Here is a 22474-nt window from a genome sequence, read left to right on the forward strand (position 1 = left end):
CGACGGCACGCGTGCCGCCCTTGCCGCGCCGGAACACGAAGGGTCCGGCGAATCGTCATGCGCCATTTCTAGCCCATCTCGCCCATCAGGTGAATTTGGATCGCCTGATCGTCATGCAAAGTTCACCTTATAACGCGCAGACCTTGCGGGCATGAAAAAGGGCCGCGAAATGCGGCCCCGTTCTCAGATCTGGCGTTCGGGCATCTGGACGACCAGGCCGTCCAGCTCCTCGGTGACCTTGATCTGGCAGGTCAGCCGCGACCGCGTCGGGTCGGGTTCGTAGGCAAAGTCCAGCATGTCCTCTTCCATCGGGTCGCGCGGCGGCAGACGGTCCAGCCATTCCGGCGCGACATAGACGTGGCAGGTCGAACAGGCGCAGGCCCCGCCGCAATCGGCGTCGATGCCGGGCACGCCGTTGTCGCGCGCGCCTTCCATCACGGTCATGCCGGGACGGACCTCGACCTCGTGGCGGGTGCCGGTATGTTCGACATAGGTAATCTTGGCCATCAGCTGGTTCCCTTGTTGTCCGGCCCAGTTAAGCAACGCCGACCCGTTTGAAAAGGGGCAGCCCGGCACCGGGCCGCCCCCTGCGGGTCACTCTTCCTCGGCGATGGGCAGAGCCACGAACAGCGGCGCGCCTTCGCGGCGGATCAGCATCAGGACCGAACGGCGGCCGGCATCGCGGGCGTCCTGCACGCGGGCCTCCAGATCGGCGATGCTGCCGACGGGCTGCTGGTTCACCTCGGTGATGACATCGCCCGCGGCCAGCCCCTTCTCGGCCGCGGCCGAGCTTGCATCGATGCCGGTGATGACAAGACCCGACGCATCGCGGGGCGCGCCCAGCTCCTGCGCCATCTCGGGGGTCAGGGGCGTCACGGTCAGGCCCAGCAGCTCGGTCTCGCCCTCGGGCTCGTCCGACTGCGCCTCGCCCTGCGCGGTCTCGCGGCGGCCGATGGTGACGTCCAGCACCTCCTCGTCGCCGTCGCGCTGGATGGTGACCTCGACGGGTTCACCCACCGGGGCATCCGCGACGCGGCGCACCAGGTCGCGCGTATCCTCGACGGGTTCACCGCCGAAAGCGGTGATGACGTCGCCCGCCTTCAGCCCCGCATCCTGCGCGGGACCTTCGGGGACATCGGTGATCATCGCGCCGCCGGGCTCGTCGAGGCCAAGGGCCTCGGCCATCTCCTCGGTGACGTCCTGGATCATGACGCCCAGCCAGCCTCGACGCGTCTCGCCAAAGTCGCGCAGCTGGTCGACCACCTCGGATACGACATTCGACGCCATCGAGAAACCGATCCCGATCGAGCCGCCATTGGGCGACAGGATCGCAGTGTTCACGCCGATCACCTCGCCCTTGAGGTTGAACAGCGGGCCGCCGGAATTGCCGCGGTTGATGGCCGCGTCGGTCTGGAGATAGTCGTCATAGGTGCCCGACAATTCGCGGTTCCGCGCCGACACGATCCCGGTCGAGGCCGAGAAGCCCTGCCCCAGCGGGTTGCCCAGGGCCAGCACCCAGTCGCCCACGCGGGCGGCGTCGCTATCGCCGAAGCCCACGAAGGGGATCGCGTCCTCGCTCTCGACCTTCAGCAGCGCGATATCGGTCGAGGGGTCGGTCCCCACGACCTCGGCTGCCAGCCGCTCGCCGGAATAGAACTCGACCTCGATCTCGTCGGCGCCGTCGATCACGTGGTTGTTCGTGACGATGAACCCGTCGGCCGAGATGACGAAGCCCGACCCAAGCGCGTTCGAGCGCTGCGGCATCTGGCGCTGCGGGCTGCCATCGGGTCCGGGCATCCCCGGAAAGCCGAACTCGCGGAACAGGTCGGAAAACGGGCTGCCTTCGGGGAAGACCGGGCCGCCCTGCGTGGGCTGCGAGACGACGGCGGTGGTGGTGATGTTCACGACCGCGGGCGAGACCTGCTCGGCAAGGTCGGCAAAGCTGCCGGGCATCACGTGCTGGGGCGCGGCTTCGGCACCGTCGACGCCCAGGGGCTTGTTGGCGTCTGCCGCCTCCTGCGCCTCCTGGCTGATCTGGGGGGCCGTGTCCTCGTTGGCGGGCTCGACCACCTGCTGGGCACCGGCATGGCCGAGGCCCAGCAGAAGCGCCGTCGCCGATGCGGTCAGAAGATGCCGAGGAAGAAGCTGTTTCATGCTGTATGTCCTCTGTTTTTCGAGACATTTTCCGGAGGATGCACCCCCGGACCTGCCGGATCCATCGAAAACCTATCCCTCGGCGCGTTGCAAATAAACCACGCTCTCGGGATGTGAACTGATCGTGATTGGGCAATGGAAAAGGGCGGGACCGCAAGGCCCCGCCCCCTTCGGGTTCGGATCAGTTCGCCGGGGTCTCGGCCTCTTCCTCGGGGGCCTCTTCCTCGGGGGCCGGTTCGTCGGTCCCTTCGGCGGGCGCGTCCTCGGCGGGCTGGCTTTCCAACTCGGCGTCGGGGGCCACGATCTCGGGGGCCTGCTGCGGCGGGGGCGACAGGCTCTCGGGGACCGGGGTCAGCTTGACGCCGGCATTCTCGCCCAGGCGGTTGCCCTCGCGGTCGGTGACCTCGGGGGTGACCAGTTCCTCGTCCTCGGCAGGCTCGACCGGCTTCGGCACGTTCAGACGCTCGGCCGAGTTTCCGGCAGGCACGGGCGTCGACGCAGGCCGCGCGTTCTCGGCCCCGTCACCCGACAGGTAGGTGAAGAACTCGCTGTCGGGCTGCATCACCATCGAGCTGTTGCTGCCCTTCAGCGCGCGTTCATAGGACGTGAGCGAGCGGGTGAAGGCGAAGAACTCGGGGTCGCGGCCATAGGCATCGGCATAGATCGCGTTGCGCTGCGCATCGGCCTCGCCTCGGACGATCTCGGCGCGGCGGCTGGCCTCGGAGGTCAGCTCGACCACGGTCCGGTCGGCTGCGGCGCGGACCCGCTGCGCGGCTTCCTGACCGCGGGCGATCTCGTCCGCGGCCTCGCGTTCACGCTCGGCCCGCATCCGGGCATAGGTCGCGGTCAGATTCTGCTCGGGCAGGTCGGTCCGGGTCAGGCGGACGTCGATGAACTCGACCCCCAGCCCTTCCGAGTTGTTGCGCGCCTCGTCGCGGATCTGGTTCATCAGCGAGGTGCGTTCATCCGACAGCACGGTGGTCGAGGGCACGGTGCCCAGCACTTCGCGGATGGCGTTCCGGACGATCGGCTCCAGCCGCTGCTGCGCGGTATCGACACCGCCCGAGCCAACGGCCTGGCGGAAACGGACCGGATCGGTGATGCGCCAGCGCGCGAAGGCGTCGACGACAAGGCGGCGGTCGTCGGCGGGCGTGACTTCCAGCGGGCTGGTGGGCAGCCCCAGGATGCGGCCGTCATATTTGACCACGTTGTCGAGGAAGGGCACCTTGAAGTTCAGGCCCGGCGCCTCCTGCACATCGACCACGCGGCCAAGGCGCAGGACCAGCGCCTTCTCGCGCTCGTCGACGATGAACAGGGCGCTGCCGGCCAGGACGCCGGCGACGATCAGTGCGGGCAGCGCAAGGGCTGCAAGGGTCTGCGTACGGCGTGCCATCAGTTCGACCCTCCGTTGCCTTGGTCAGATCCGGTGGTGCGGTTCCCGCGCAGCTGGTCCAGCGGCAGATAGGGCACGACGCCCGATCCCTCGTTCAGACCTTCGCCCAGGATGATCTTGTTCACGTCGCCCAGGACCTGCTCCATCGTTTCCAGATACATCCGGCGCCGGGTGACTTCGGGCGCGTTCACGTATTCCTCGTAGATCGAGTTGAAGCGCGCGGCCTCACCCGATGCGGTGTTGACGGCCTCGGCGCGGTAGCCCTCGGCCTGTTCCAGCGACTGCGCCGCGTCACCGCGGGCCTGCGCCAGCACGCGGTTGGCATAGGCGTCGGCCTCTTTCTCCAACCGGTCGCGTTCCTGCTGCGCGGCCTGCACGGCGCGGAAGCTGTCGATCACCTCTTCGGGCGGGTCGGCACGGTCGAGGTTGACGCGGACGACGTTGATCCCGGACTGATAGGCGTCCAGCGTCTGCTGCACGGCCTCTTGCAGGTCCTGCGCGATGGCGCCGCGATCGCGGTTCAGAATGGGCGCAAGCTCGCTGCGGGCGATGATGTCGCGCATCGCGGATTCGGCCACGGCGCGGATCGTGTCCGAGGGATCGGCAAGGTTGAACAGGTACATCTGCGGATCGCGGATGTTCCAGACGACCTGGTATTCCATGTCCACGATGTTCTGATCGCGGGTCAGCATCAGGCCGCTGTCCATCTGGCCGCCGCGACCGGTGCCGATCTCGGTCACGCGTTCGTTCGTGACCGACACCACCTCGGCGGTTACGAAGGGCCAGGGCGCGAAGTTCAGACCCTCGGAGCCCACGGCGACCGCGCGACCGAAGAGGAACTCGACCGATTTCTCGTTGGTCTGCACCCGGTAGAAGCTGGAGAAGGCCCAGAGCGCCACCGCCGCGATGGCGACCAGCGACACGGTCGAGCGGTTCAGCCCGAAATTCGGCCCCGAGGGCTTGCGCCCGCCCGGACCGCCATTGCCGCCGTTCCCGCCATTTCCGCGACCGCCCATCAGGACGCGCAGGCGTTCCTGGCCCTTCTTCATCAGATCCTCGATCTCGGGGCGCTGCGGGTCGTTACCCTGACCGGGACGACGCCCGCCCTGCGGCTCTTCTCCCCAAGGGCGACCGGCGGGGCGCTTGTCGCCATCCCCGTCCTTCCGGCCGCCATTGCCTCCGCCCCAGGGGCCCTGATTTGCCATCCGTCGAACCTTCTTTCCTTGGAATTTCCGTTAGTTGAAAACTGGGGCTGCGCGTCGAAAAGTCAAGGCGCAGCCCTGCGGCCATCGGGCGCGGTCAGACACCTGCCCCTTCGTGTCGGCGCGTCACGCTGCGCATCGTCACCAGCTCCTCGGCGGCGGTCGGGTGGACCGCGATGGTCGCGTCGAACTGCGCCTTGGTCGCGCCCATCCCGATGGGGATGGCGGCCAGCTGGATCATCTCTCCGGCTTCGGGGCCGAAGATGTGGCAGCCCAGCACCCGGTCGTCGCGCGGATCGACCAGCAGCTTCATCATCATCTTGGCATCGCTGCCCGCGAACATCGACCGCATGGGCCGGAAGGTCGTGGCAAAGACGTCGACCGGCCCGCGGGCCTTGGCCTCTTCCTCGGTCAGGCCGACCGTCGCGAATTCATGCGGCCGAAGATAGACGGCGCTGGCGACGATGGAATGATCGACCTTGCGCGGGTTCGCCCCGAACACCGTGTCGGCAAAGCTGTGCCCCTCGCGGATCGCCACCGGGGTCAGGTTCACGCGATCCGTCACGTCGCCCACCGCGAAGATTGAGGGCACGCTGGTCTGGGACCATTCGTCCACCTCGATCGCGCCATTGGGCTTCAGCACGACCTCGGTATTCTCCAGCCCCAGCCCGGCGGTATAGGGGTTGCGGCCCGTCGCCATCAGCACGCGGTCGAAGCGGTCGGTGCTGCCGTCGTCGAAGGCGACCTCAATGCCGTCATCGGTCTTGCGCAATTCGGTCGGCGTGATGCCCAGCCGCAGATCGACGCCCACCTGCGACAGCTGCAGCGTCGCCAGGTCGCGCCCCTCGCGGTCGAAGCCCCGCAGGACTGCGTCGCCGCGATAGGCCTGCACCGTCTCGACGCCCAGCCCCGCCAGGATGGTCGCGAATTCGCAGGCGATGAAGCCGCCGCCCACCAGCAGGACGCGCTTGGGCAGTTCGTCCATCAGGAACAGGTCGTCGCTGACCATGGCCAGCTCCTCGCCCGGGATGCCGATGGGCGCGGGACGACCGCCGGCGGCGATCAGTATGTGGCGCGCGGTCTTGCGCGTCCCGTCGGCCAGCGCGACGGTGTGGTGATCGACAAGGGTCGCACGCTGGTCGTGCACCTCGACGCCCGCACGCTCCAGCCCGGCGCGATAGATCAGTTCCAGCCGCGTCAGCTCGGCGTCCAGCTTCTCGCGGAAGACGGCCCAGTCGAAGCTGCCCGCATCCGCGCCGGTCCAGCCATAGCCGCGCATCTCGTCGATGGCCATGCCCGCGCCCGCCGCGAAGATCATCAGCTTCTTGGGCACGCAGCCCCGGATCACGCAGGTGCCGCCCATGCGGCTTTCCTCGGCCAGACCGACCTTCGCGCCATGTTCGCCGGCCGCGATCCGCGCGGCGCGGACCCCGCCCGAACCGCCACCGATCACGAAGAGGTCGTAGTCGAAGCTCATCTCATTCTCCTTCATGGGCCAGCATGTCGGCATCGATATCGGCATCGCGGGCAAGTTCGACAACACTGCCGTCGGCCTTTCCGATGATCGCGACATCGCACATGCCCAGGAACAGGCCGTGTTCGACCACGCCCGGAATGGCCGACAGCGCACGTGCCAGCGCGGCGGGATCGGGGATCGCGCCCAGATGCAGGTCTAGGATCAGGTTGCCCTCGTCGGTGATCAGCGGGTCGCTGCCCTTCATGCGGGTCAGCACGTCGCGACCGCCAAGCTCCAGGTCCTCCAGCACGCGGCGGATCAGGGTGCGGCTGCTTTCGAAACCGAAGCCCAAGACCTCGACCGGCAGGGGGAAGGCGCCCAGCCGTTCCACCACCTTGCCGGGATCGGCGATCACCACCATGCGGTCGCTGGCCGCCGCGACGATCTTCTCGCGCAGATGCGCGGCCCCGCCGCCCTTGATCAGGTGCAGGTCGGGATCGACCTCGTCGGCGCCGTCGATTGTCATGTCCAGCCAGCCGATATCGTCCAGGCTCTCGACCTTCAGGCCGCGCGACAGCGCCTGCTCCGCCGTCGCCTTCGAGGTGGCCGCGCAGCGCAGGCTCAGGCCCTCGGCCTCGACCCGGCGGGCCAGCATCTCGACCATGACGGCGGCGGTCGAGCCGGTCCCCAGACCCAGCTTCATCCCATCCTCGACCAGTCGCACCGAGGCGTTTGCGGCGGCAAGCTTGGCCGGATCGAAGCCGGTTGCGTCAGACATGGCGGTCCCTCTCGCGTGAATGTGCCGCGCCGTTATAGGCGATCGGCACGCGAAGGGCCACTAGCCGCGAGAGCTGCGTTCGGGAAGGATCACGGTAAAGCGGCTGCCCGCGCCCCGGCGGCTGTCGATCCGCAGCCGACCGCGATGGCGGTTGATGATGTGCTTGACGATGGCAAGCCCCAGCCCAGTGCCGCCCTGCGCCCGCGACCGGTGCGTGTCCACGCGGTAGAAGCGTTCGGTCAGGCGCGGCAGGTGCTGTTCCTCGATCCCCTCGCCGCGATCCTCGACGGTGACGGCCCAGGCGGGGCCGCGCAGCATCGGCTCGTGCGCGATGCGTTCCAGCCGCAGCCCCAGATATCCGCCCGATCCGCCGTATTTCAGCGCGTTCTCGATCAGGTTCTGGAAGACCTGCGTCAGCTGGTCGGCATCCCCCGGCAGCGCGACCGCATCCTCCAGCCCGGCGACGTGGATGTCGACGCCCGCAGCCTCGGCGCGCGGGGACATGGTGGCCACGACACTGCGCAGCAGCCCGGCCAGATCGACGCGCGTCGAGGGGCGCTGACGTTCCTCGGCCTGGACGCGGCTCAGCGACAGCAGGTCCTGGATCAGGCGGTTCATGCGCGCGGCCTCGCGCTCCATGATGTCGAGAAACCTGTCGCGGGCACGCGCATCCTCGCGCGCGGGGCCGCGCAGCGTCTCGATGAAGCCGGTCATGGCGGTCAGCGGGGTCTTCAGCTCGTGGCTGACATTGGCGACGAAATCGCGGCGCATCTGCTCGGCCTCCTCGGCGACCGAGCGGTCGTACAGCGCGATCATCGCGCCGCGCCCGAAGACGGACGGCAGGGGCGAGACCGTCACCTCGGCCAGGATGTCGCGCCCGTCGGCGGCGAATTGCGCCCGCAGCGCGACGCCCCCGTCGACCGGCGGCGGCAGGCCCGGGTCCAGCGTGGGGGCACGGTGGCGGTCGGGTTCCAGGACCCAGTCAACGGCCTCGACGATGGCGGGATGGCGCAGGACGGTGACGAAGGGGCGGTCCATCAGGTCGGCGCCCAGCAGACGCACGATCGCGGGATTGGCCGCGATGACCCTTGCGCGGTGATCGACCGCCATCATGGGCATCGGCACGCCATCAAGGAACCCCCCGACGCGACGCGCGGTGCCCGGCGGCATCATCACCGCCCGCCCGCGGGCTTCAGCCCGTCGCGGAACCGCGCCGCGTTCGCGCGATAGCGTTGGGCCGACTCGATCAGCCGCTGCCGCGCATCGGCGTCCAGATCGCGCACGACCTTGCCCGGCGCACCCATGACCAGCGCCCCTGCGGGCACTTCCCTGCCCTCGGGGATCAGCGCGCCCGCACCGATCAGGGCGCCTTCGCCGATGACCGCACCGTTCAGGATCGTCGCACCCATGCCGATCAGCGCCCCCGCGCCGATGGTGCAACCGTGCAGCATGGCGCGGTGACCGACGGTGACGTCCGGCCCGATGGTCAGCGGATGGCCCATGTCGGTATGCAGGCAACACAGGTCCTGCACGTTGCTGCCGCGCCCGACGCGGATTTCCTCGTTGTCGCCGCGCAGGACGGCCCCGAACCAGACCGAGGCCCCCGCCTCGAGCACCACGCGGCCCATCAGCGATGCGTCGGGGGCCACCCAGGCGTCGGGGTCGATACGCGGGGCGATGCCGTCCAGTTCCCAGATCATGCGCTCTCCTCGGCCATCAGGTCCTTGACGAAGGCGCCCAGACCCGCCTGCCGCGTGCGGCGCAGCCGTTCGGCGGTCAGGATGGCGCGCAGATGCTCCTCGGTCCGGTCCAGATCGTCGTTCACGAGGACATAATCGTATTCGGCCCAGTGGCTGATCTCGCCCCGGCTCTTGTCCATGCGGCCGGCGATCACCTCGTCGCTGTCCTGCCCGCGGGTGCGCAGCCGCCGCTCCAGCTCGGGCAGCGAAGGCGGCAGGACGAAGATCGACACCACATGCCCCCCAAGCGCCGAGGCGCGGATCTGCTGGCCGCCCTGCCAGTCCACGTCGAACAGCGTGTCGCGCCCTGCCAGCATCGCCTCTTCGACGGGGCCGCGCGGGCTGCCATAGAGATTTCCGAAAACTTCGGCATGTTCCAGCATCTGGGAATTCTGCACCAGCGACAGGAATTCCTCGCGCGAGGTGAAGTGATAATGGACGCCGTCCACCTCGCCCGGGCGCGGTGCGCGCGTCGTGGCCGAAACCGAAAAGCTGAGCGAGGGGTCCCAGTCCATGAGACGACGGGCCAGCGTGGATTTCCCCGCGCCCGATGGCGACGACAGGATGACCATCAGTCCGGTACGATCCATCATGCGGGTTTTCCTTCTGGCAGTCGCTTGAATCCTGCGCATGGGGATGCCCCGCCGCCACGCGCTGGTCAAGTCCATGCCTTATTCGCAAGCATATCGCGCAAGAAACACTTTCAACTTTGGAAGTAGAAGTTTAACTATTTGTTCAGGAATTGACTCGTGTTGCGACAGGTTGTGGCGTTATCTATGGCCACGGCATACCAGTTGTTGCGACACATCTGTATTATTGCATATAGTGAATGAGGCCTCGATTGCCTGACCGGGAAGACAGATCCGAAGCGAAGCCGGGTGCGATCGACGCGCCCGGATCCGATCGTGTCGTCCGTCTGGTCGATTACGAGCCCTGCCGCCCCGACCGCATCCTGGCCGAGCTGCGCGACTACTGGGAAAGCCTGCGCAACGGCCGCGCCGTGCCCGCGCGCAGCGATGTGGACCCGCGCGGGATCGCGCGCGCGCTGGACCACGCCTTCATCCTGGAACGCATCGCCCCCGGCGCGGGTCGCCTGCGCCTTGCGGGACGTCACATGATCGACCTGATGGGGATGGAAGTGCGCGGCATGCCGATCTGCGCCTTCCTCAACACCAGTTCGCGGGGGCGGTTCTCGGACGTGCTGGAAAGCGTGTTCAAGGCCCCGCAGATCGCACGGCTGACGCTGCACGCGCGGGGCGACTATGCGCGCCCCGAACTGAATGCGCAGATGTTGCTGCTGCCGCTGCGGTCGGATCTGGGCGACGTGACGCGCGCCCTCGGCTGTCTCATCGCCGAGGGAGAGCCGGGCGTCGCGCCCCGTCGCTTCGACCTGACCGGGGACGAGGTGATGCCCATCATCGAGGGCGGTCGCACGCTGACGCCCTCGCCCTCGCAGATCGGGTTCGCGGAAGATCCCGACCAGTATGTCCCCGCGCGCAGCCCCCGCAGCCCCGAGGAACGCCGCGCGATGTTCCGCGTCATCGGCAGGTCCGAAGATTAGCTGACCGAGGGGCGCCAGCGATACAGCGCGGCCATGTCCCGATCCTCGCGTGCAAGCGACTTGATGCGGATATCCTCGACGCGCTGAAAGCCGAGGTTCTTCAGAACCTTGCGCGACGGCAGGTTGTCGAGAAAGGCATCGGCCTCGACCTGCTGCGGGTCGAAGCGGGCGACGTATTCGTCGAATGCCGCCGCCACCATCTCCTGTCCGATTCCCCGCCCCGCCAGTTCCGGATCGAGGAAATAGCTGAGGCGCGGCACGCTGCCCGCGCTGACCGCGACCGCGCCGATCACGCGCCCGTCCATCCGGACGGCAAGGCGCAGGGGCGGGAACAACGCGCCCTCGGACAGGATCGCGGCGGTATCCGCTGGCGTCATGTCCGGGTGGAACCGCAGCAGCATCCGCGCGACGGAGGGGCGGGTAACGATGCGGTGCAGCGCCTCGTGATCGTCGGGGCCGATGGCGTTCAGCCGCAACCGCGCTGTCTGCAGGTCGATGGCATGACGCGCCTCGAATTCGGCACGGGTCAGGCGCAGCCCCTGCGCGGGGGCGTCGCGGCCAAGCGGCCTCGATGCGATCTGCAGCGGACCGGTGGGACGGAAGCCCAGCCAGTCCAGCATCCGCGCAGATCGCGTGTTTCCGTCCAGATGCTGCGCGGCGATGGCTTGCCCGCCCCCGGCGAAGAAGCGCGTCAGCGCAAGGATGGCGGCCCGTCGGGCGATACCCCTGCCCTGCCAGCCCGGCGCCATCCAGATGCCGAAGCTTTCGCCCACGCGCAGCATGCCCACCAGCGACGCGCCCATGCGGATCGCGTATTCGTCCGGGCCCGCCTCCTCGATGAAGGCGCGTGCGTCGTCTTCGGCATAGGGGAAGGGCACGACGGTCAGCCAGCGCGTCGTTTCCCAATCGCCAAGCGCGGCAGTGATCGCTTCGACATCTTCGGGCCAGGGGCGGGTCAGTCGAAGCGATTGCATCATGGTGTCACCGTGCGGGAACGATCCGGACCGCGCCGTTCTGGGCCGACAGCGCAATGTCGCCCGCGGCCAGCCGCAGCGCGTCGTCGCCGAAGACCTCGGCCCGCCAGCCCGACAGCGCGGGCAGGTTGCGCGTCCCGCTGGCGATGGCATCCAGGTCCGAGGCCGAGGCGATCAGCTTGGGCGCGACGCCCGCCGCATCGGCCTTGGCCTTCAAGAGCACGCGCAGAAGGTCCGACAGCGCGGGATTGCCCGGCTTGCCCGGCTCCTCGCCCTTGGGCTGGGGCAGGTCCTTGGCCTCGACCCCCGCCTTGACGGCGGCAAGGATACCCGCCGCGATGTCGCCCTTGCGCGCATCGCGCAGCAGCAGGCGCGCGCGGCCCAGATCGCCCTCGGACATCGGCTTGGTCGAGGCCAGCTCGATCATCGCGTCGTCCTTGAACACCCGGCTGCGGGGGATGTCGCGTTCCTGGGCATAGGCCTCGCGGAAGCGGGCCAGCTCGCGCAGGATCGCAAGGAAGCGCGGCGAATTGGTGCGGGTGCGGACCTTCAGCCATGCCTCTTCGGGGCGGGTGATGTAGGTCTCGGGGTCGGTCAGGACGCCAAGCTCCTCGTCGACCCAAGCGTCGCGGCCGGTCTTCTGCAGTTCCTGCGCCAGGAATTCGTAGATGCCGCGAAGATGGGTCACGTCGGCCAGCGCATAGGATTTCTGCGCATCCGACAGCGGACGCCGCGACCAGTCGGTGAAGCGCGACGACTTGTCGAGATTCGCCTTGGCGATCTTGCGTACCAACGTCTCGTAGCCGACCTGTTCGCCGAAACCGCAGACCATCGCGGCGACCTGCGTGTCGAACAGCGGCTTGGGGAACACCTCGGCGTCGTGGAAGAAGATCTCCAGATCCTGCCGCGCGGCGTGGAAGACCTTCACCGTCGCTTCGTGGCGGAACAGGTCATAGAGCGGTTCGAGCGAGAGCCCCTCGGCCAGCGGATCGACGAGGACCGCCTCTCCGCCCGGTTCCTTGGGCGCCGATGCCGGCGGGATCGCCAGCTGGATCAGGCACAGCTTGGACCAGTAGGTCCGCTCTCGCAGGAACTCGGTATCGACGGTGACATAGGGGGCGGATTTCGCAGCTTCGCAGAAACGTGCAAGATCTTCGGTGCGGGTGATCGTCGTTATGTCTTGGCTCATCTGGCTCTTTCGGCTCGGGCGGTTCGTCCGCCATTCGCCAGATATCTACGACGCGCGGGCCGGTTTGGAAAGCCCGCGCGCAGGATGACGGACCGTCAGGGCAGCTTCTGCCCGCCCGCGCGCTTGCGCAGGGCCTCGGCCACGCCGGGTTCGCAGGCGGTATCCTCGACCATGGGGACGCCCGTGCGGAAGGCCGCGCGCCCGATCAGATGCGCGGCGACGGGCGCGGTCAGCAGCAGGAACAGGATCGCCGCGACGGCACGCGCGATGATCGTGCTTTCGCCGAACAGCACCGCGACGGCGACAAGGATCATTCCCGACCCCAGCGTGGCGGCCTTGGTCGAGGCATGCATCCGGTTGAACACGTCCGGCAGGCGCAGCACGCCCAGGCCGGCGGCAAAGCAGAAGAGCCCGCCGATGACGACCAGTGCGGATATGACAAGCTCGGTGATCATTCGCGTTCCTCCGCCTTCAGCAGGATGCGCTGTTCAAGGTAACGGGCCAGGCACACCGTGGCCAGGAAACCCACCAGCGCCAGCACGACCGCCACGTCCAGGAATGCCGCGTCGCGCGACAGAAGCGCCATCAGCGCCCCGAAGGCCACCAGCTGCACGGTCATCATGTCCAGCGCCACGATCCGGTCGGCCAGGGTCGGGCCGCGGAACAGCCTGACCGCCGCCAGCACGATCCCGAGGATCACGAAGACGAAGGCGACAAGGATGGCATAATCGAGAATGGTCATCGGCTTACTCCGTCGCGTCCCGGATCCACAGTTCCAGATGTTCGCGGATGCGCCAGCGGATCTGTTCGGGGTCCGATGCGAACATGGCGTGGACATACAATGTCTTGCGATCCTCGGAAACGTCCAGCGTCAGCGTGCCCGGCGTCAGCGACACCAGGTTCGACAGAAGCGCGATCTGCAGGTCCGTCGTCACCGAGATCGGCACCTCGAGCAAAGCCGGCTTCGAGTTCTGGCCCGGCGTCAGCACGTCCTTGGCGACCGACAGGCTGCTGACGAACAGTTCATAGACGAACATGACCACCAGGCGGCACCAGAAATACAGTCGCGCGAAATAGCCGCGGCTGCGCGGGAACAGCGGCCGGACCAGCCACATCGCGGCGGTGCCCAGCACGAAGCCCGTCAGAAGGCCCGTCAGCGTCAGGCTGCCGGTCAGGGCGACCCAGGCGATCGCAAGGATCAGGTTTACGGCGAAATGGTTCATGGCTGCACCCCCAGCACGGTGGAGATGTAGTCGCTCGGGTCGAGAAGCTGCCCGGCGGCGATCTCGGCGAAGTTGACGAAGGGTTCGGGGAAGAGGCCGATCACGCAGGTCAGCAGCGCCAGCGCGCCGATGGGCAGCATCATGGCCAGACGCTCGAAGACGGGGATGTCGCCAAGGCGCGGCTTCGCGCCCTCGGGGTGGTCGGGCCAGAACGCCGCGCCCCAGATCTTGGTCATCGAGAAGACCGTCAGCAGGCCCACCGCCAGCGCGATGCCCGCCACGACCCACATCTGCGCATCCAGCGCGGCCTTGACCACCAGGAACTTGGCCCAGAAGCCCGACAGCGGCGGGAAGCCCGCCAGCGAGAATGCCGGGATCAGGAACAGGAAGGCCAGCACCGGCGCATGGGCATAGAGCCCGCCCAGCTTCGACAGATCGGTCGATCCGCCGATGCGCTTGGCCACGCCCGCGATGAAGAACAGGTTCGCCTTCACGATGATATGGTGCACCAGGTAGAAGACCGCCCCCAGAAGCCCGAGCGGCGTGAACAGCGCAAGCCCCAGCACCATGTAGCCGATCTGGCTGACGATGTGGAACGATAGGATCCGGCGGAAATCGTTCATCGCCGCGGCACCCAGGACGCCCATCACCATGGTCGCCACGGCCAGCCACAGCATCAGCGTATGCGTGTATCCGACATCCTGGTCGAAGATCAGCGTGAAGACCCGGATCAGGGCATAGACGCCCACCTTGGTCAGCAGGCCCGCGAAGATCGCCGAGACCGCGACCGGCGGCGTGTGATAGGACGCGGGCAGCCAGAAGAACAGCGGGAACAGCGCGGCCTTGACCCCGAAGGCCACCATGAACATCACCGCGACCGAGCTGAGCAGGCCGGTATTCTCGACCTTTCGGACGGCAAGGTGCAGGTCGGCCATGTTCAGCGTGCCGGTGATCCCGTAGAGGATGCCGACGCCCGCCAGGAACATCACCGTGGATACCAGGTTCAGGGCGACGTATTTCACCCCGCCGTCAAGCTGTTCGCGCGTGCCGCCCATGACCAGCAGCCCGAAGCTGGAGATCAGCATCACCTCGAACCAGACATAGAGGTTGAAGAGGTCGCCCGTCACGAAGGCCCCGCAGACGCCCATCAGCAGCACCTGCAGCAGCGCGAAGAAGCCCTGACGCTCCAGCCGCTCGGGAATCTCGCCGATGCAATAGACGACGGTGGCAAGGCCGGTGATGGCAGTGATGACGACCATCACCGCGCCCAGATAGTCGGCGACCAGCGTGATCCCGAAGGGCGCGCCCCAATCCGACATCTGCGCGGCGATCACCCCGTCGCGGATGACCGATGCCAGCAGCATGATGCTGGTCAGCAGCAGCGCCAGCGTGCCCGCCACGGAAATCCACCGCCCCGCCGGGTTGTGTCGCAGGATATAGGTCAGGACCGCCGTCAGCAGCGGGATGACGATGGGATAGACAAGCAGCCAGCTCATTCATCGGACTCCGGTTTGCGGGGTCGGGGTTCTGCAATCCGCATCTCGGTGCTGGTGACCGTCCCGAGGGTCATGTAGGTGCGATAGATCAGCGCCAGCGCGAAGGCCATCAGCCCGAAGCTGATGACGATGGCCGTCAGGACCAGCGCCTGCGGCAGGGCGTTCGCGACCTCGCCCGCGGGGGCATAGTCGCCCTCGTCGATCAGGGGCGGCGCGCCGGGGGTCAGGCGACCGCCCAGGAAGATCACGAAGTTCACCGCGTTCGACAGCAGCACCAGCCCCCAGAGATAGCGCAGCAGGTTCTTCGACAGCATCAGGTAGACCGCGACGGCAGTCAGGACGCCCGAGGTGATGGCAAGGAGAAGCTCCATCTCAGGTTTCCTCTTCCAGGGCGAAGACCAGCGTCAGGATACCGCCGAAGACGGCAAGATAGACGCCCGTGTCGAAGATCAGCACCGTGGACAGGGGCAGGCCCTTGCCCCCCTCGCTTGCGCCCAGGAACAGCCACAGCCCGGTCAGGAACGGCTTGCCCGCAAGGACCGAGGCCAGCCCCCCGATCGCCGCCGCGCCAAGTCCCGCGACCGCGATGTTGGACGGATCGACCAGAAGCGCGGCCTTGGCCTCGTCGACGCTGGCCGCGATCGCATAGAGGATGAAGGCTGTGGCCCCGATCAGCCCGCCGATGAAGCCGCCACCCGGCAGGTTGTGCCCCCGCAGCAGCGCATAGACCGAGAAGACCAGAAGCAGCGCCACCAGCAGCCGCGTGGCCGTAGTCAGGATCAGGGATTGCAAGTCAGGCCTCCTCGCTGCCGTTCTGGTTGCCGGTATTCCGGGTCTTGATGCCGCGCAGCAGGGCCAGCGCGCCGATGGCGGCGATCGCGACCACAGTGATCTCGCCGAAGGTGTCCAGTGCCCGGAAATCGACCAGAATCACGTTGACGATGTTGCGGCCATGCGCCTCGGGATAGGCGGTCTGTTCGAAGTAATCCGTCAGCTTGCGGTCGAACGGACCCGACAGCATCGCGATCAGGACCAGCGTGACGACCGCGCCGACCGAGGTCGCGATGATCGCGTGACCGAAGCGGAAATGCAGCTCGCTTCTGGGCGGCAGATAGGGCAGCCGCAGCATGACCAGCGTGACCAGCACGATGATCAGCACCTCGACCAGCAGCTGGGTGATGGCGACATCGGGCGCGCTGAACATGATGAAGACCATCGCGACGCCGACGCTGACCACGCCCAGCCCCGCCACCGCCGTCATGCGGCTGGTGGTGGACACGACGAGGAACGACCCCGCGATCATCAGCAGAAGCACGCTCCACTGCACCGGATGGGCGCCCAGCTGGATCAGGCGCGGGCCGACCTCGAACGCGCCGCGCACCAGGTAGGTGCCTCCGACCAGCACCGCGAAGGTGGTGAAGGTCACCGCCAGATAGCGTTGCAGGTTGCCGTTCTGCACGATCCCCGTCAGCCAGCCCGCGAAATCCTTGAACCCGTCCAGAAGCCGGTCCCAGCCCGCGTCGAAATCGATCGGGCTGCGGGCCTCGAAGGCCGTAAGGCGCGCGCGGATCCCCTCGTGGTTGCGATACAGAAGCCAGCCCGCGATGAAGGTCAGGATCGACAGGAACAGCGCCATGTTGATCCCGCCCCACAGGTGCAGGTGCACCTCGTGGACGGCGCCCTCGACGGCATTGGTCGCGGGGCCGATCAGGAAATGGCCCGGAATGCCGGGGAACAGCCCGAAGATCAGCGACAGTGCGCCCAGGACCAGCGGCCCCGCCAGCATGGGCCAGGACCCCTCGTGGGCGTGGTGCGGGGTCTCGGCCAGCTCGCCGCGGAAGGGACGCCAGGCGACGATGCCGCCCGCCGCGAACATCAGCGCCGATGCCGCGAAGGTCATCAGGGTGACCCAGATCGCGCCCAGGCCCGGCAGGTCCATGCCGGCCTTGTACATGTATTCCTTGCCCACGAAGCCCAGAAGCGGCGGGATGCCCGCCATGCTCAGCGCGGCAAGCGCGGCGGCGATGCCCGTCAGCGGCATGGCCTTCGACAGGCCGCGAAGGACGGTCGCGTCGCGCGTTCCGGTCGAATGGTCCACGATGCCGATCATCAGGAACAGCGCGGCCTTGTAGAGCGAATGCACCAGCAGGAACAGCATGCCCGCCATGATCGCGTAATGCGTGCCCGCGCCGATGAACATGGTCAGCGTGCCCAATGCCATCAGCGTGGTATAGGCCAGCACCTGCTTGATGTCGGTCTGGCGCATCGACATGACGGACGCGAAGACCGCCGTGACCCCGCCGAACAGGATCAGGATCCAGAACCACGCATCCGTGCCGCCCAGCACCGGGTTCATCCGCGCCATCAGGAAGACGCCCGCCTTCACCATCGTCGCCGAGTGCAGATAGGCCGAGACCGGCGTCGGCGCGGCCATCGCGTTCGGCAGCCAGAAGTGGAACGGCACCTGCGCGGATTTCGTGAAGGCGCCCGCCAGGAAGAGGATCAGGATCGCGCCGTAGGCAGGATGCGCGCGGATCATGTCGCCCTGCGTCAGGATCTCGGATATGCGGAACGTGCCCGCGATGCTGCCCAGCAGGATCAGCCCGGCCAGCAGGATCAGCCCCCCTGCCCCGGTCACCAGCAGCGCCTGCAGCGCGGATCGCCGCGACGAGGCCTGGTCGGCGTTGAACCCGATCAGCAGGTAGGACGAGATCGTCGTCACCTCCCAGAAGACGAACAGCGCGATCAGGTCGTTCGCCAGCACCAGCCCCAGCATGCCCACCATGAACATCAGCAGATAGCAGACGAAGCGCGGGTAATGCGGGTGATCGCCCAGATAGTGGCAGGAATACAGCGTGACCGCCGTGCCGATCCCGGTGATCAGCAGGGCAAACATCATGCTCAGCCCATCCAGCAGCACCGACATCTGGACGCCCAGTGCGGGCACCCAGTCGAAGCCCGCCGTCACCGGCCCCTCGACCACCTCGGGCAGCAGGTTCAGGAAATAGGTGAACAGGATCGCGGGGAACAGGATCGACACCCAGCCGGCGGGACCTCCCATCACGCGTTCGACCTTCGGATAATCCCCGGCCATGTCTCGATCCCCCATCGCGGCATGTAATTGAAAAGCCTGTCTAGCATCCTTTTTTGGCCTGAAACAGAGCGGCACGGCCCTGATGCGCATCCTGACGCGAATTTCATCCGCGCCGCCGATGCGCCTTGGCAGGCTGCGACAAACGGGGACTTGCGCCCGACGGTTCCGTTGCGTCACGATGCCGCAACCCTCGCGCGGGGTTCATCCGCGCGATTCTCGAATGTCATGAAAGGATTTGCCATGCAGCTTGCCAAGGGCATCGCCGCCCCGAACAGCCTGACGGGCAAGGTCACCATCACGCTGGCCGCCGCCGTCCTCATCGCCATCGGCGCCAAGATCCAGGTTCCGTTCTGGCCCGTGCCTATGACGCTGCAGACGCTGGCCGTCCTGATCATCGGCGCGGCGCTTGGCCCGCGTCTGGGCCTGGCGGCGATGGGCGCCTACATGGCGGCGGGCCTGGCCGGGCTTCCGGTCTTCGCGGGCAGCCCCGAACGCGGGGTGGGTCTTGCCTATCTGGCCGGGCCGACGACGGGCTTCCTGATCGGCATGGCGCTGTCGATGGTGGTCACCGGCGCGCTGGCACAGGGGCGCGGCCTCGGCATGCGCGCGCTGGCCATGGGTCTGGGCACCGTCGCGATCTATGTCCCCGGCCTGATCTGGCTGTCGGCTTTCGTGCCCGCCGACAAGCTGATCGCGGTTGGCGTCATGCCCTTCCTGCTGGGCGACATCGTCAAGATCGGCGTCGGCGCGATGCTGCTGGAGGCCGCGAACCGCCTCCGTCGCTGATCGCCAACGGCCATTAATCACGGGCGCGGCGGGCAGCGATGTCCGCCGCGCCTTTTTCATGTCCGCTTTTTCGCGACCCTGCGTCCTGCCCCCTTCCCCCAGGCGCCCTTCTGCCGCAATCTGTCGGCAGAACCACCAGGAGGGGACAGATGGATTGTTCCGGCCCGTTGAACCCCGAAATCGTCGCGCGGCTGGAAGACAGCTTTGCCGCGCAGGGCCTGATGCAGCATCTCGGGGCCGAGATCTCGACCATCCGCTGCGGCGAGGTCGTCCTGCGCATGCCCTTCCGCCCGCAGCTGAGCCAGCAGCACGGCTTCTTCCATGCGGGTGCGACGACCGCCCTTGCCGACAGCGCGGGCGGCTATGCGGCCTTCACCCTGTTCGATCCGGGCCAGGAGGTGCTGACGACCGAGTTCAAGCTGAACCTGCTGAACCCCGCCCGCGGCCAGGCGGTCGAGGCCAGGGGCCGCGTCATCAAGTCGGGCCGCACGCTGAGCGTCTGTCAGCTGGATGTCTGGGCCGAGGATGGCGGCACGCGCAGCCATGTCGCCACGGGCCTCCAGACACTGATCAGGCTGGGCTGACCGGGCTTCATCCGTTTTTTGATCGAACGATCAGGTTCGGATGCCGTGACACCGCCCCGCCCTTGGCGTAAACGCATCCGGCAAAGATTCACTTCGTGAAAGGGAGACGCCATGGCGCAGGCAGAAATCGGGCTGATCGGCCTTGGGACGATGGGGGCCGCCTTGGCGCTGAACATCGCCGAGAAAGGCTTTCCGATCGCGGTCTGGAACCGCACCGCGGCCGTCACGCAGAAGTTCCACGACACGGCGGGCGATCTCGCCTCGCGCGTGATCCCCACCGAAACCCTGGAACAGCTGGTCGCGCAGATCACGCCGCCCCGCGCCATCATCCTGATGGTCCCGGCAGGCGAGGCCGTCGATGCGCAGCTCGAGGCGCTGAAGCCCCTGCTGGATGCCGACGACCTTGTGATCGACGCGGGCAATGCCGATTTCCACGACACGAACCGCCGCGATGCCGCGGGGCTGCCCTTCCGCTTCCTGGGCATGGGCGTCTCGGGCGGCGAGGAAGGCGCGCGCCACGGTCCCGCCATCATGGGCGGCGGCGATGCGGCCGACTGGGACCGCGTGTCCCACATCATGAACGCGATCGCCGCCAAGGCCGAGGATGGCGAACCCTGCGCCGCGCGCATGGGCGAAGCGGGCGCGGGCCATTTCGTCAAGATGGTCCATAACGGCATCGAATATGCCGACATGCAGATGATCGCCGAGGTCTATGGCCTGATGCGCGATGGCGACGGCATGGATGCGGGCGCGATCTCCGAGGTGTTCTCGCGCTGGAACGAGGGCGTGCTGTCCAGCTATCTCATCGAGATCTCGGCCAAGGTGACGGCGGCGGCCGATCCCCATACCGGCAAGGCCATGCCCGACGTGATCCTGGACCGCGCGGGCCAGAAGGGCACCGGTCGCTGGACCGCGATCGAGGCGCAGCACCTTGCAGCACCCATCCCCGTGATCGAGGCCGCCGTCATGGCGCGCAACGTCTCGGCGCGCCTGGACGAACGCCATGCAGGCCAGGACCGCTTCGGCGCGGCGCCCCAGCCCTGCAACATCGACCCCGCCCTGCTGGAACAGGCGCTGATCGCGGGCAAGATCTTCTGCTATGCGCAGGGCTTCACGATGATCTCGGCGGCCTCGGAACGCTTCGGCTGGACGCTGGACCTGCCCGAGATCGCCAAGGTCTGGCGCGCGGGCTGCATCATCCGTTCGTCCATGCTGAACGACATGGCCGAGGCCCTGGCCGAGGATCCGAACCGCAACCTGATCATGGCCCCCTTCTTCGCGGACCTGATCGAGAAGGGCGCACCCGCGCTGCGCGAGGTCGTGTCGAAGGCCATCGCCGCCGGTCATGCCATGCCCGCGCTGGCGCAGGGCCTGATGTGGTTCGACATGATGCGCACCGCGCGCGGCACCGCGAACATGATCCAGGCGCAGCGCGACTTCTTCGGCGCGCATGGCTTCGAACGCCTGGACGACGTGGAGAACAGCCACGGCCCCTGGGCGATGAACGCCGGCTGAACGACGAAGGGGGGCTGCGGCCCCCCTTTTCTGCATCGATTGTCGAAGGATCAGCCGCGCGGGCGGCCGATTTCCCCCAATGTCAGGACGGGCGATGCGTCCAGCCCCTGCGCGTTCAGCATCGAGGCGACGCGCTCCAGCGACGCGACCAGCATCGACTGCTCCCAATCCTCCATCGAGCGGAAGCCGCGGACGAAGTTCTGCTGCAGCGCGTCGGGCGCGCTGGACAGCGCCTCGGCGCCCGCCTCTGTCAGGATGACGTTCAGCTGCCGCCGGTCGGCGCTGGACCTTTCGCGGCGCGTATAGCCCAGCTTGTCCAGCTGATCGACAAGGGCCGTCACGGTCGCCTGGCTGACGCCCATCCGCCCCGCCAGCCGCGTGGGCGTGGCGCTTCGCCCCTCGGCCCCGCCGAGGATCTGCAGCACGCGCAGCTTGGCCGGGGTCAGGCGCACGGACTGCGCAAGATCCCGTTCGTATTGTTCCGTCGCGCGGAGGATCCGGCGCAAGGCGATGAGTGCCGCGTCGGTACGCGGATCGACGACATTCTGGTTCATCTTCCGAATATGCCATTGCGGCGGAACCTTGCCAACGGGGAACTGCGTTGTCCGAATATTTTGCTTGACTAAGATATTCGCGGGACTGCCACGTCGAAAGGCAGACAATAAACCGTTTGCGATTAAACCCTTAGGAAGAAATCCAGCGAATTCAGTCGATTCTGTTGCAACCAAAGGGTGCTTTAACTATTTAGTATCCCGAAGCAACTGAGGACGAGAAGCCTATGCCCAAGGATGTGCAGGACATTGACCGAAGCCAGCAGCTGGTGCTGCGCAAGCCCGAACCGACCGATGGGTCGGCCATCTGGGAGCTTGTGCGCGCCTGCAAGCCGCTGGACGAGAACTCGATGTACTGCAACCTGGTGCAGGCCGAACATTTCCGCGACACCTGCGTCGTGGCCGAGATCGACGGAGAGATCCTCGGCTGGATCTCGGGTCACATGATCCCGAACGAGGACGCGCTGTTCATCTGGCAGGTCGCCGTCAGCCCCAAGGCACGTGGGCTGGGTCTGGCCAAGAAGATGCTGGGCGACCTGATCGACCGCAACGAGACGATGGACGCGGAAGTCCTGAACACCACCATCACGCGGGACAACGACGCCTCCTGGGCGCTGTTCCGCAGCTTTGCCCGCGACATCGGCGGCAAGCTGAGCGACGACCCGCATTACACGCGCGACGACCATTTCGACGGGCGCCACGCGACAGAGCACATGGTGACCATCACCCTGCCCTGCCAAGCGACCGCCAAGGCCGCCTGAGACCAACCCGTCCGCGCT

At 67.3% G+C, this 22474-nt stretch carries 24 protein-coding genes; 5 read left to right on the top strand and 19 right to left on the bottom strand.

Annotation, left to right across the window (positions count from 1 at the left end; all coding sequences use genetic code 11):
- Nucleotides 1-183 precede the first annotated feature (183 nt).
- The 9 genes from QMZ16_RS08560 to gmk form a co-directional block, all read right to left on the bottom strand.
- Nucleotides 184-507, bottom strand: a complete 324-nt coding sequence (locus QMZ16_RS08560; RefSeq protein ID WP_022706425.1) for a 2Fe-2S iron-sulfur cluster-binding protein — start codon at nt 505-507, stop codon at nt 184-186.
- 87 nt (nt 508-594) lie between these two features.
- Entirely contained in the window at nt 595-1953 is a 1359-nt protein-coding gene (locus QMZ16_RS08565; protein ID WP_282602976.1) for a DegQ family serine endoprotease, read from the bottom strand.
- A 382-nt stretch (nt 1954-2335) separates the two neighbouring features.
- The gene (locus tag QMZ16_RS08570) at nt 2336-3547 is read right to left on the bottom strand and encodes a protease modulator HflC (protein ID WP_282602926.1); all 1212 of its coding nucleotides are present in this window, start codon (nt 3545-3547) and stop codon (nt 2336-2338) included.
- Nucleotides 3547-4752: an FtsH protease activity modulator HflK gene (gene hflK, locus QMZ16_RS08575; RefSeq protein ID WP_022706428.1), complete on the bottom strand. Its 1206-nt coding sequence runs from the start codon at nt 4750-4752 to the stop codon at nt 3547-3549. The genes QMZ16_RS08570 and hflK overlap by 1 nt, the downstream gene beginning before the upstream one ends.
- Before the next feature lie 94 nt (nt 4753-4846).
- The gene (gene gorA, locus QMZ16_RS08580) at nt 4847-6226 is read right to left on the bottom strand and encodes a glutathione-disulfide reductase (RefSeq protein ID WP_022706429.1); all 1380 of its coding nucleotides are present in this window, start codon (nt 6224-6226) and stop codon (nt 4847-4849) included.
- 1 nt (nt 6227) lies between these two features.
- On the bottom strand, nt 6228-6983 hold the full coding sequence (gene rpiA, locus QMZ16_RS08585; protein WP_282602927.1) for a ribose-5-phosphate isomerase RpiA: 756 nt from the start codon (nt 6981-6983) through the stop codon (nt 6228-6230).
- A 60-nt stretch (nt 6984-7043) separates the two neighbouring features.
- On the bottom strand, nt 7044-8156 hold the full coding sequence (locus QMZ16_RS08590) for an ATP-binding protein (RefSeq protein ID WP_282602928.1): 1113 nt from the start codon (nt 8154-8156) through the stop codon (nt 7044-7046).
- Nucleotides 8156-8683 (bottom strand): gamma carbonic anhydrase family protein, encoded by a 528-nt coding sequence (locus QMZ16_RS08595; RefSeq protein ID WP_282602929.1) that lies wholly within the window; start codon nt 8681-8683, stop codon nt 8156-8158. Before QMZ16_RS08595 ends, QMZ16_RS08590 begins: the two co-directional genes overlap by 1 nt.
- The gene (gene gmk, locus QMZ16_RS08600) at nt 8680-9312 is read right to left on the bottom strand and encodes a guanylate kinase (protein ID WP_028725585.1); all 633 of its coding nucleotides are present in this window, start codon (nt 9310-9312) and stop codon (nt 8680-8682) included. The genes QMZ16_RS08595 and gmk overlap by 4 nt, the downstream gene beginning before the upstream one ends.
- Nucleotides 9313-9563: 251 nt before the next feature.
- On the opposite strand from gmk, the gene QMZ16_RS08605 reads away from it, so the two are divergent.
- Nucleotides 9564-10283 carry a PAS domain-containing protein gene (locus QMZ16_RS08605; protein WP_022706434.1) on the top strand — a complete coding sequence of 240 codons (720 nt, stop codon included), beginning with the start codon at nt 9564-9566 and terminating at the stop codon, nt 10281-10283.
- On the opposite strand, the gene QMZ16_RS08610 is transcribed toward QMZ16_RS08605, so the two are convergent.
- The 9 genes from QMZ16_RS08610 to QMZ16_RS08650 form a co-directional block, all read right to left on the bottom strand.
- Nucleotides 10280-11260, bottom strand: a complete 981-nt coding sequence (locus tag QMZ16_RS08610) for a GNAT family N-acetyltransferase (protein WP_282602930.1) — start codon at nt 11258-11260, stop codon at nt 10280-10282. The two genes, QMZ16_RS08605 and QMZ16_RS08610, sit on opposite strands and share 4 nt — an antisense overlap.
- Nucleotides 11261-11264: 4 nt before the next feature.
- Nucleotides 11265-12434: a ribonuclease D gene (rnd, locus tag QMZ16_RS08615; protein ID WP_282602977.1), complete on the bottom strand. Its 1170-nt coding sequence runs from the start codon at nt 12432-12434 to the stop codon at nt 11265-11267.
- A gap of 107 nt (nt 12435-12541) precedes the next feature.
- A complete protein-coding gene (mnhG, locus tag QMZ16_RS08620; protein WP_022706437.1) occupies nt 12542-12901 on the bottom strand; it encodes a monovalent cation/H(+) antiporter subunit G in 360 nt (119 codons plus the stop codon).
- Entirely contained in the window at nt 12898-13188 is a 291-nt protein-coding gene (locus tag QMZ16_RS08625) for a monovalent cation/H+ antiporter complex subunit F (RefSeq protein WP_022706438.1), read from the bottom strand. Before QMZ16_RS08625 ends, mnhG begins: the two co-directional genes overlap by 4 nt.
- A 4-nt stretch (nt 13189-13192) precedes the next feature.
- A complete protein-coding gene (locus tag QMZ16_RS08630; RefSeq protein WP_022706439.1) occupies nt 13193-13669 on the bottom strand; it encodes a Na+/H+ antiporter subunit E in 477 nt (158 codons plus the stop codon).
- On the bottom strand, nt 13666-15165 hold the full coding sequence (locus QMZ16_RS08635; protein WP_282602931.1) for a Na+/H+ antiporter subunit D: 1500 nt from the start codon (nt 15163-15165) through the stop codon (nt 13666-13668). The genes QMZ16_RS08630 and QMZ16_RS08635 overlap by 4 nt, the downstream gene beginning before the upstream one ends.
- A complete protein-coding gene (locus QMZ16_RS08640; protein ID WP_282602932.1) occupies nt 15162-15536 on the bottom strand; it encodes a Na+/H+ antiporter subunit C in 375 nt (124 codons plus the stop codon). The genes QMZ16_RS08635 and QMZ16_RS08640 overlap by 4 nt, the downstream gene beginning before the upstream one ends.
- Before the next feature lies 1 nt (nt 15537).
- A complete protein-coding gene (locus tag QMZ16_RS08645) occupies nt 15538-15957 on the bottom strand; it encodes a Na+/H+ antiporter subunit B (protein ID WP_282602933.1) in 420 nt (139 codons plus the stop codon).
- Between the two features lies 1 nt (nt 15958).
- Nucleotides 15959-18259 (bottom strand): putative monovalent cation/H+ antiporter subunit A, encoded by a 2301-nt coding sequence (locus tag QMZ16_RS08650; protein WP_282602934.1) that lies wholly within the window; start codon nt 18257-18259, stop codon nt 15959-15961.
- A 240-nt stretch (nt 18260-18499) separates the two neighbouring features.
- Here QMZ16_RS08650 and QMZ16_RS08655 point away from each other — a divergent pair, with 240 nt between their 5' ends.
- The 3 genes from QMZ16_RS08655 (at nt 18500) to gndA (ending at nt 21144) form a co-directional block, all read left to right on the top strand.
- The gene (locus QMZ16_RS08655; RefSeq protein WP_282602935.1) at nt 18500-19045 is read left to right on the top strand and encodes a biotin transporter BioY; all 546 of its coding nucleotides are present in this window, start codon (nt 18500-18502) and stop codon (nt 19043-19045) included.
- A gap of 149 nt (nt 19046-19194) precedes the next feature.
- Nucleotides 19195-19629 carry a PaaI family thioesterase gene (locus tag QMZ16_RS08660; RefSeq protein WP_028725589.1) on the top strand — a complete coding sequence of 145 codons (435 nt, stop codon included), beginning with the start codon at nt 19195-19197 and terminating at the stop codon, nt 19627-19629.
- Nucleotides 19630-19740: 111 nt separating this feature from the next.
- Nucleotides 19741-21144: an NADP-dependent phosphogluconate dehydrogenase gene (gene gndA / locus QMZ16_RS08665; protein WP_282602936.1), complete on the top strand. Its 1404-nt coding sequence runs from the start codon at nt 19741-19743 to the stop codon at nt 21142-21144.
- A gap of 50 nt (nt 21145-21194) precedes the next feature.
- On the opposite strand, the gene QMZ16_RS08670 is transcribed toward gndA, so the two are convergent.
- Nucleotides 21195-21698, bottom strand: coding sequence for a MarR family transcriptional regulator (locus QMZ16_RS08670; protein ID WP_022706447.1), 504 nt, complete (start codon nt 21696-21698; stop codon nt 21195-21197).
- Between the two features lie 224 nt (nt 21699-21922).
- Between QMZ16_RS08670 and ectA the strand changes: the two genes are divergently transcribed.
- Nucleotides 21923-22456 carry a diaminobutyrate acetyltransferase gene (gene ectA / locus QMZ16_RS08675; protein ID WP_282602937.1) on the top strand — a complete coding sequence of 178 codons (534 nt, stop codon included), beginning with the start codon at nt 21923-21925 and terminating at the stop codon, nt 22454-22456.
- The last annotated feature ends 18 nt before the right edge of the window (nt 22457-22474 follow it).

This window comes from Paracoccus sp. PARArs4, assembly GCF_947311865.1.
GTDB lineage: Bacteria > Pseudomonadota > Alphaproteobacteria > Rhodobacterales > Rhodobacteraceae > Paracoccus > Paracoccus zeaxanthinifaciens.

Bases quoted from the DNA above. Each gene is read 5' to 3' on its own strand.
- QMZ16_RS08610 (WP_282602930.1), bottom strand. From the start codon at position 11,260: ATGATGCAATCGCTTCGACTGACCCGCCCCTGGCCCGAAGATGTCGAA.
- QMZ16_RS08640 (WP_282602932.1), bottom strand. From the start codon at position 15,536: ATGGAGCTTCTCCTTGCCATCACCTCGGGCGTCCTGACTGCCGTCGCG.
- QMZ16_RS08595 (WP_282602929.1), bottom strand. From the start codon at position 8,683: ATGATCTGGGAACTGGACGGCATCGCCCCGCGTATCGACCCCGACGCC.
- QMZ16_RS08560 (WP_022706425.1), bottom strand. From the start codon at position 507: ATGGCCAAGATTACCTATGTCGAACATACCGGCACCCGCCACGAGGTC.
- QMZ16_RS08635 (WP_282602931.1), bottom strand. From the start codon at position 15,165: ATGAGCTGGCTGCTTGTCTATCCCATCGTCATCCCGCTGCTGACGGCG.
- QMZ16_RS08655 (WP_282602935.1), top strand. From the start codon at position 18,500: ATGCAGCTTGCCAAGGGCATCGCCGCCCCGAACAGCCTGACGGGCAAG.
- gndA (WP_282602936.1), top strand. From the start codon at position 19,741: ATGGCGCAGGCAGAAATCGGGCTGATCGGCCTTGGGACGATGGGGGCC.
- gorA (WP_022706429.1), bottom strand. From the start codon at position 6,226: ATGAGCTTCGACTACGACCTCTTCGTGATCGGTGGCGGTTCGGGCGGG.
- QMZ16_RS08565 (WP_282602976.1), bottom strand. From the start codon at position 1,953: ATGCCCGGCAGCTTTGCCGACCTTGCCGAGCAGGTCTCGCCCGCGGTC.
- mnhG (WP_022706437.1), bottom strand. From the start codon at position 12,901: ATGATCACCGAGCTTGTCATATCCGCACTGGTCGTCATCGGCGGGCTC.
- QMZ16_RS08630 (WP_022706439.1), bottom strand. From the start codon at position 13,669: ATGAACCATTTCGCCGTAAACCTGATCCTTGCGATCGCCTGGGTCGCC.
- QMZ16_RS08650 (WP_282602934.1), bottom strand. From the start codon at position 18,259: ATGGCCGGGGATTATCCGAAGGTCGAACGCGTGATGGGAGGTCCCGCC.
- ectA (WP_282602937.1), top strand. From the start codon at position 21,923: ATGCCCAAGGATGTGCAGGACATTGACCGAAGCCAGCAGCTGGTGCTG.
- QMZ16_RS08570 (WP_282602926.1), bottom strand. From the start codon at position 3,547: ATGGCACGCCGTACGCAGACCCTTGCAGCCCTTGCGCTGCCCGCACTG.
- gmk (WP_028725585.1), bottom strand. From the start codon at position 9,312: ATGGATCGTACCGGACTGATGGTCATCCTGTCGTCGCCATCGGGCGCG.
- rpiA (WP_282602927.1), bottom strand. From the start codon at position 6,983: ATGTCTGACGCAACCGGCTTCGATCCGGCCAAGCTTGCCGCCGCAAAC.
- hflK (WP_022706428.1), bottom strand. From the start codon at position 4,752: ATGGCAAATCAGGGCCCCTGGGGCGGAGGCAATGGCGGCCGGAAGGAC.
- QMZ16_RS08660 (WP_028725589.1), top strand. From the start codon at position 19,195: ATGGATTGTTCCGGCCCGTTGAACCCCGAAATCGTCGCGCGGCTGGAA.
- QMZ16_RS08625 (WP_022706438.1), bottom strand. From the start codon at position 13,188: ATGACCATTCTCGATTATGCCATCCTTGTCGCCTTCGTCTTCGTGATC.
- QMZ16_RS08670 (WP_022706447.1), bottom strand. From the start codon at position 21,698: ATGAACCAGAATGTCGTCGATCCGCGTACCGACGCGGCACTCATCGCC.
- QMZ16_RS08590 (WP_282602928.1), bottom strand. From the start codon at position 8,156: ATGATGCCGCCGGGCACCGCGCGTCGCGTCGGGGGGTTCCTTGATGGC.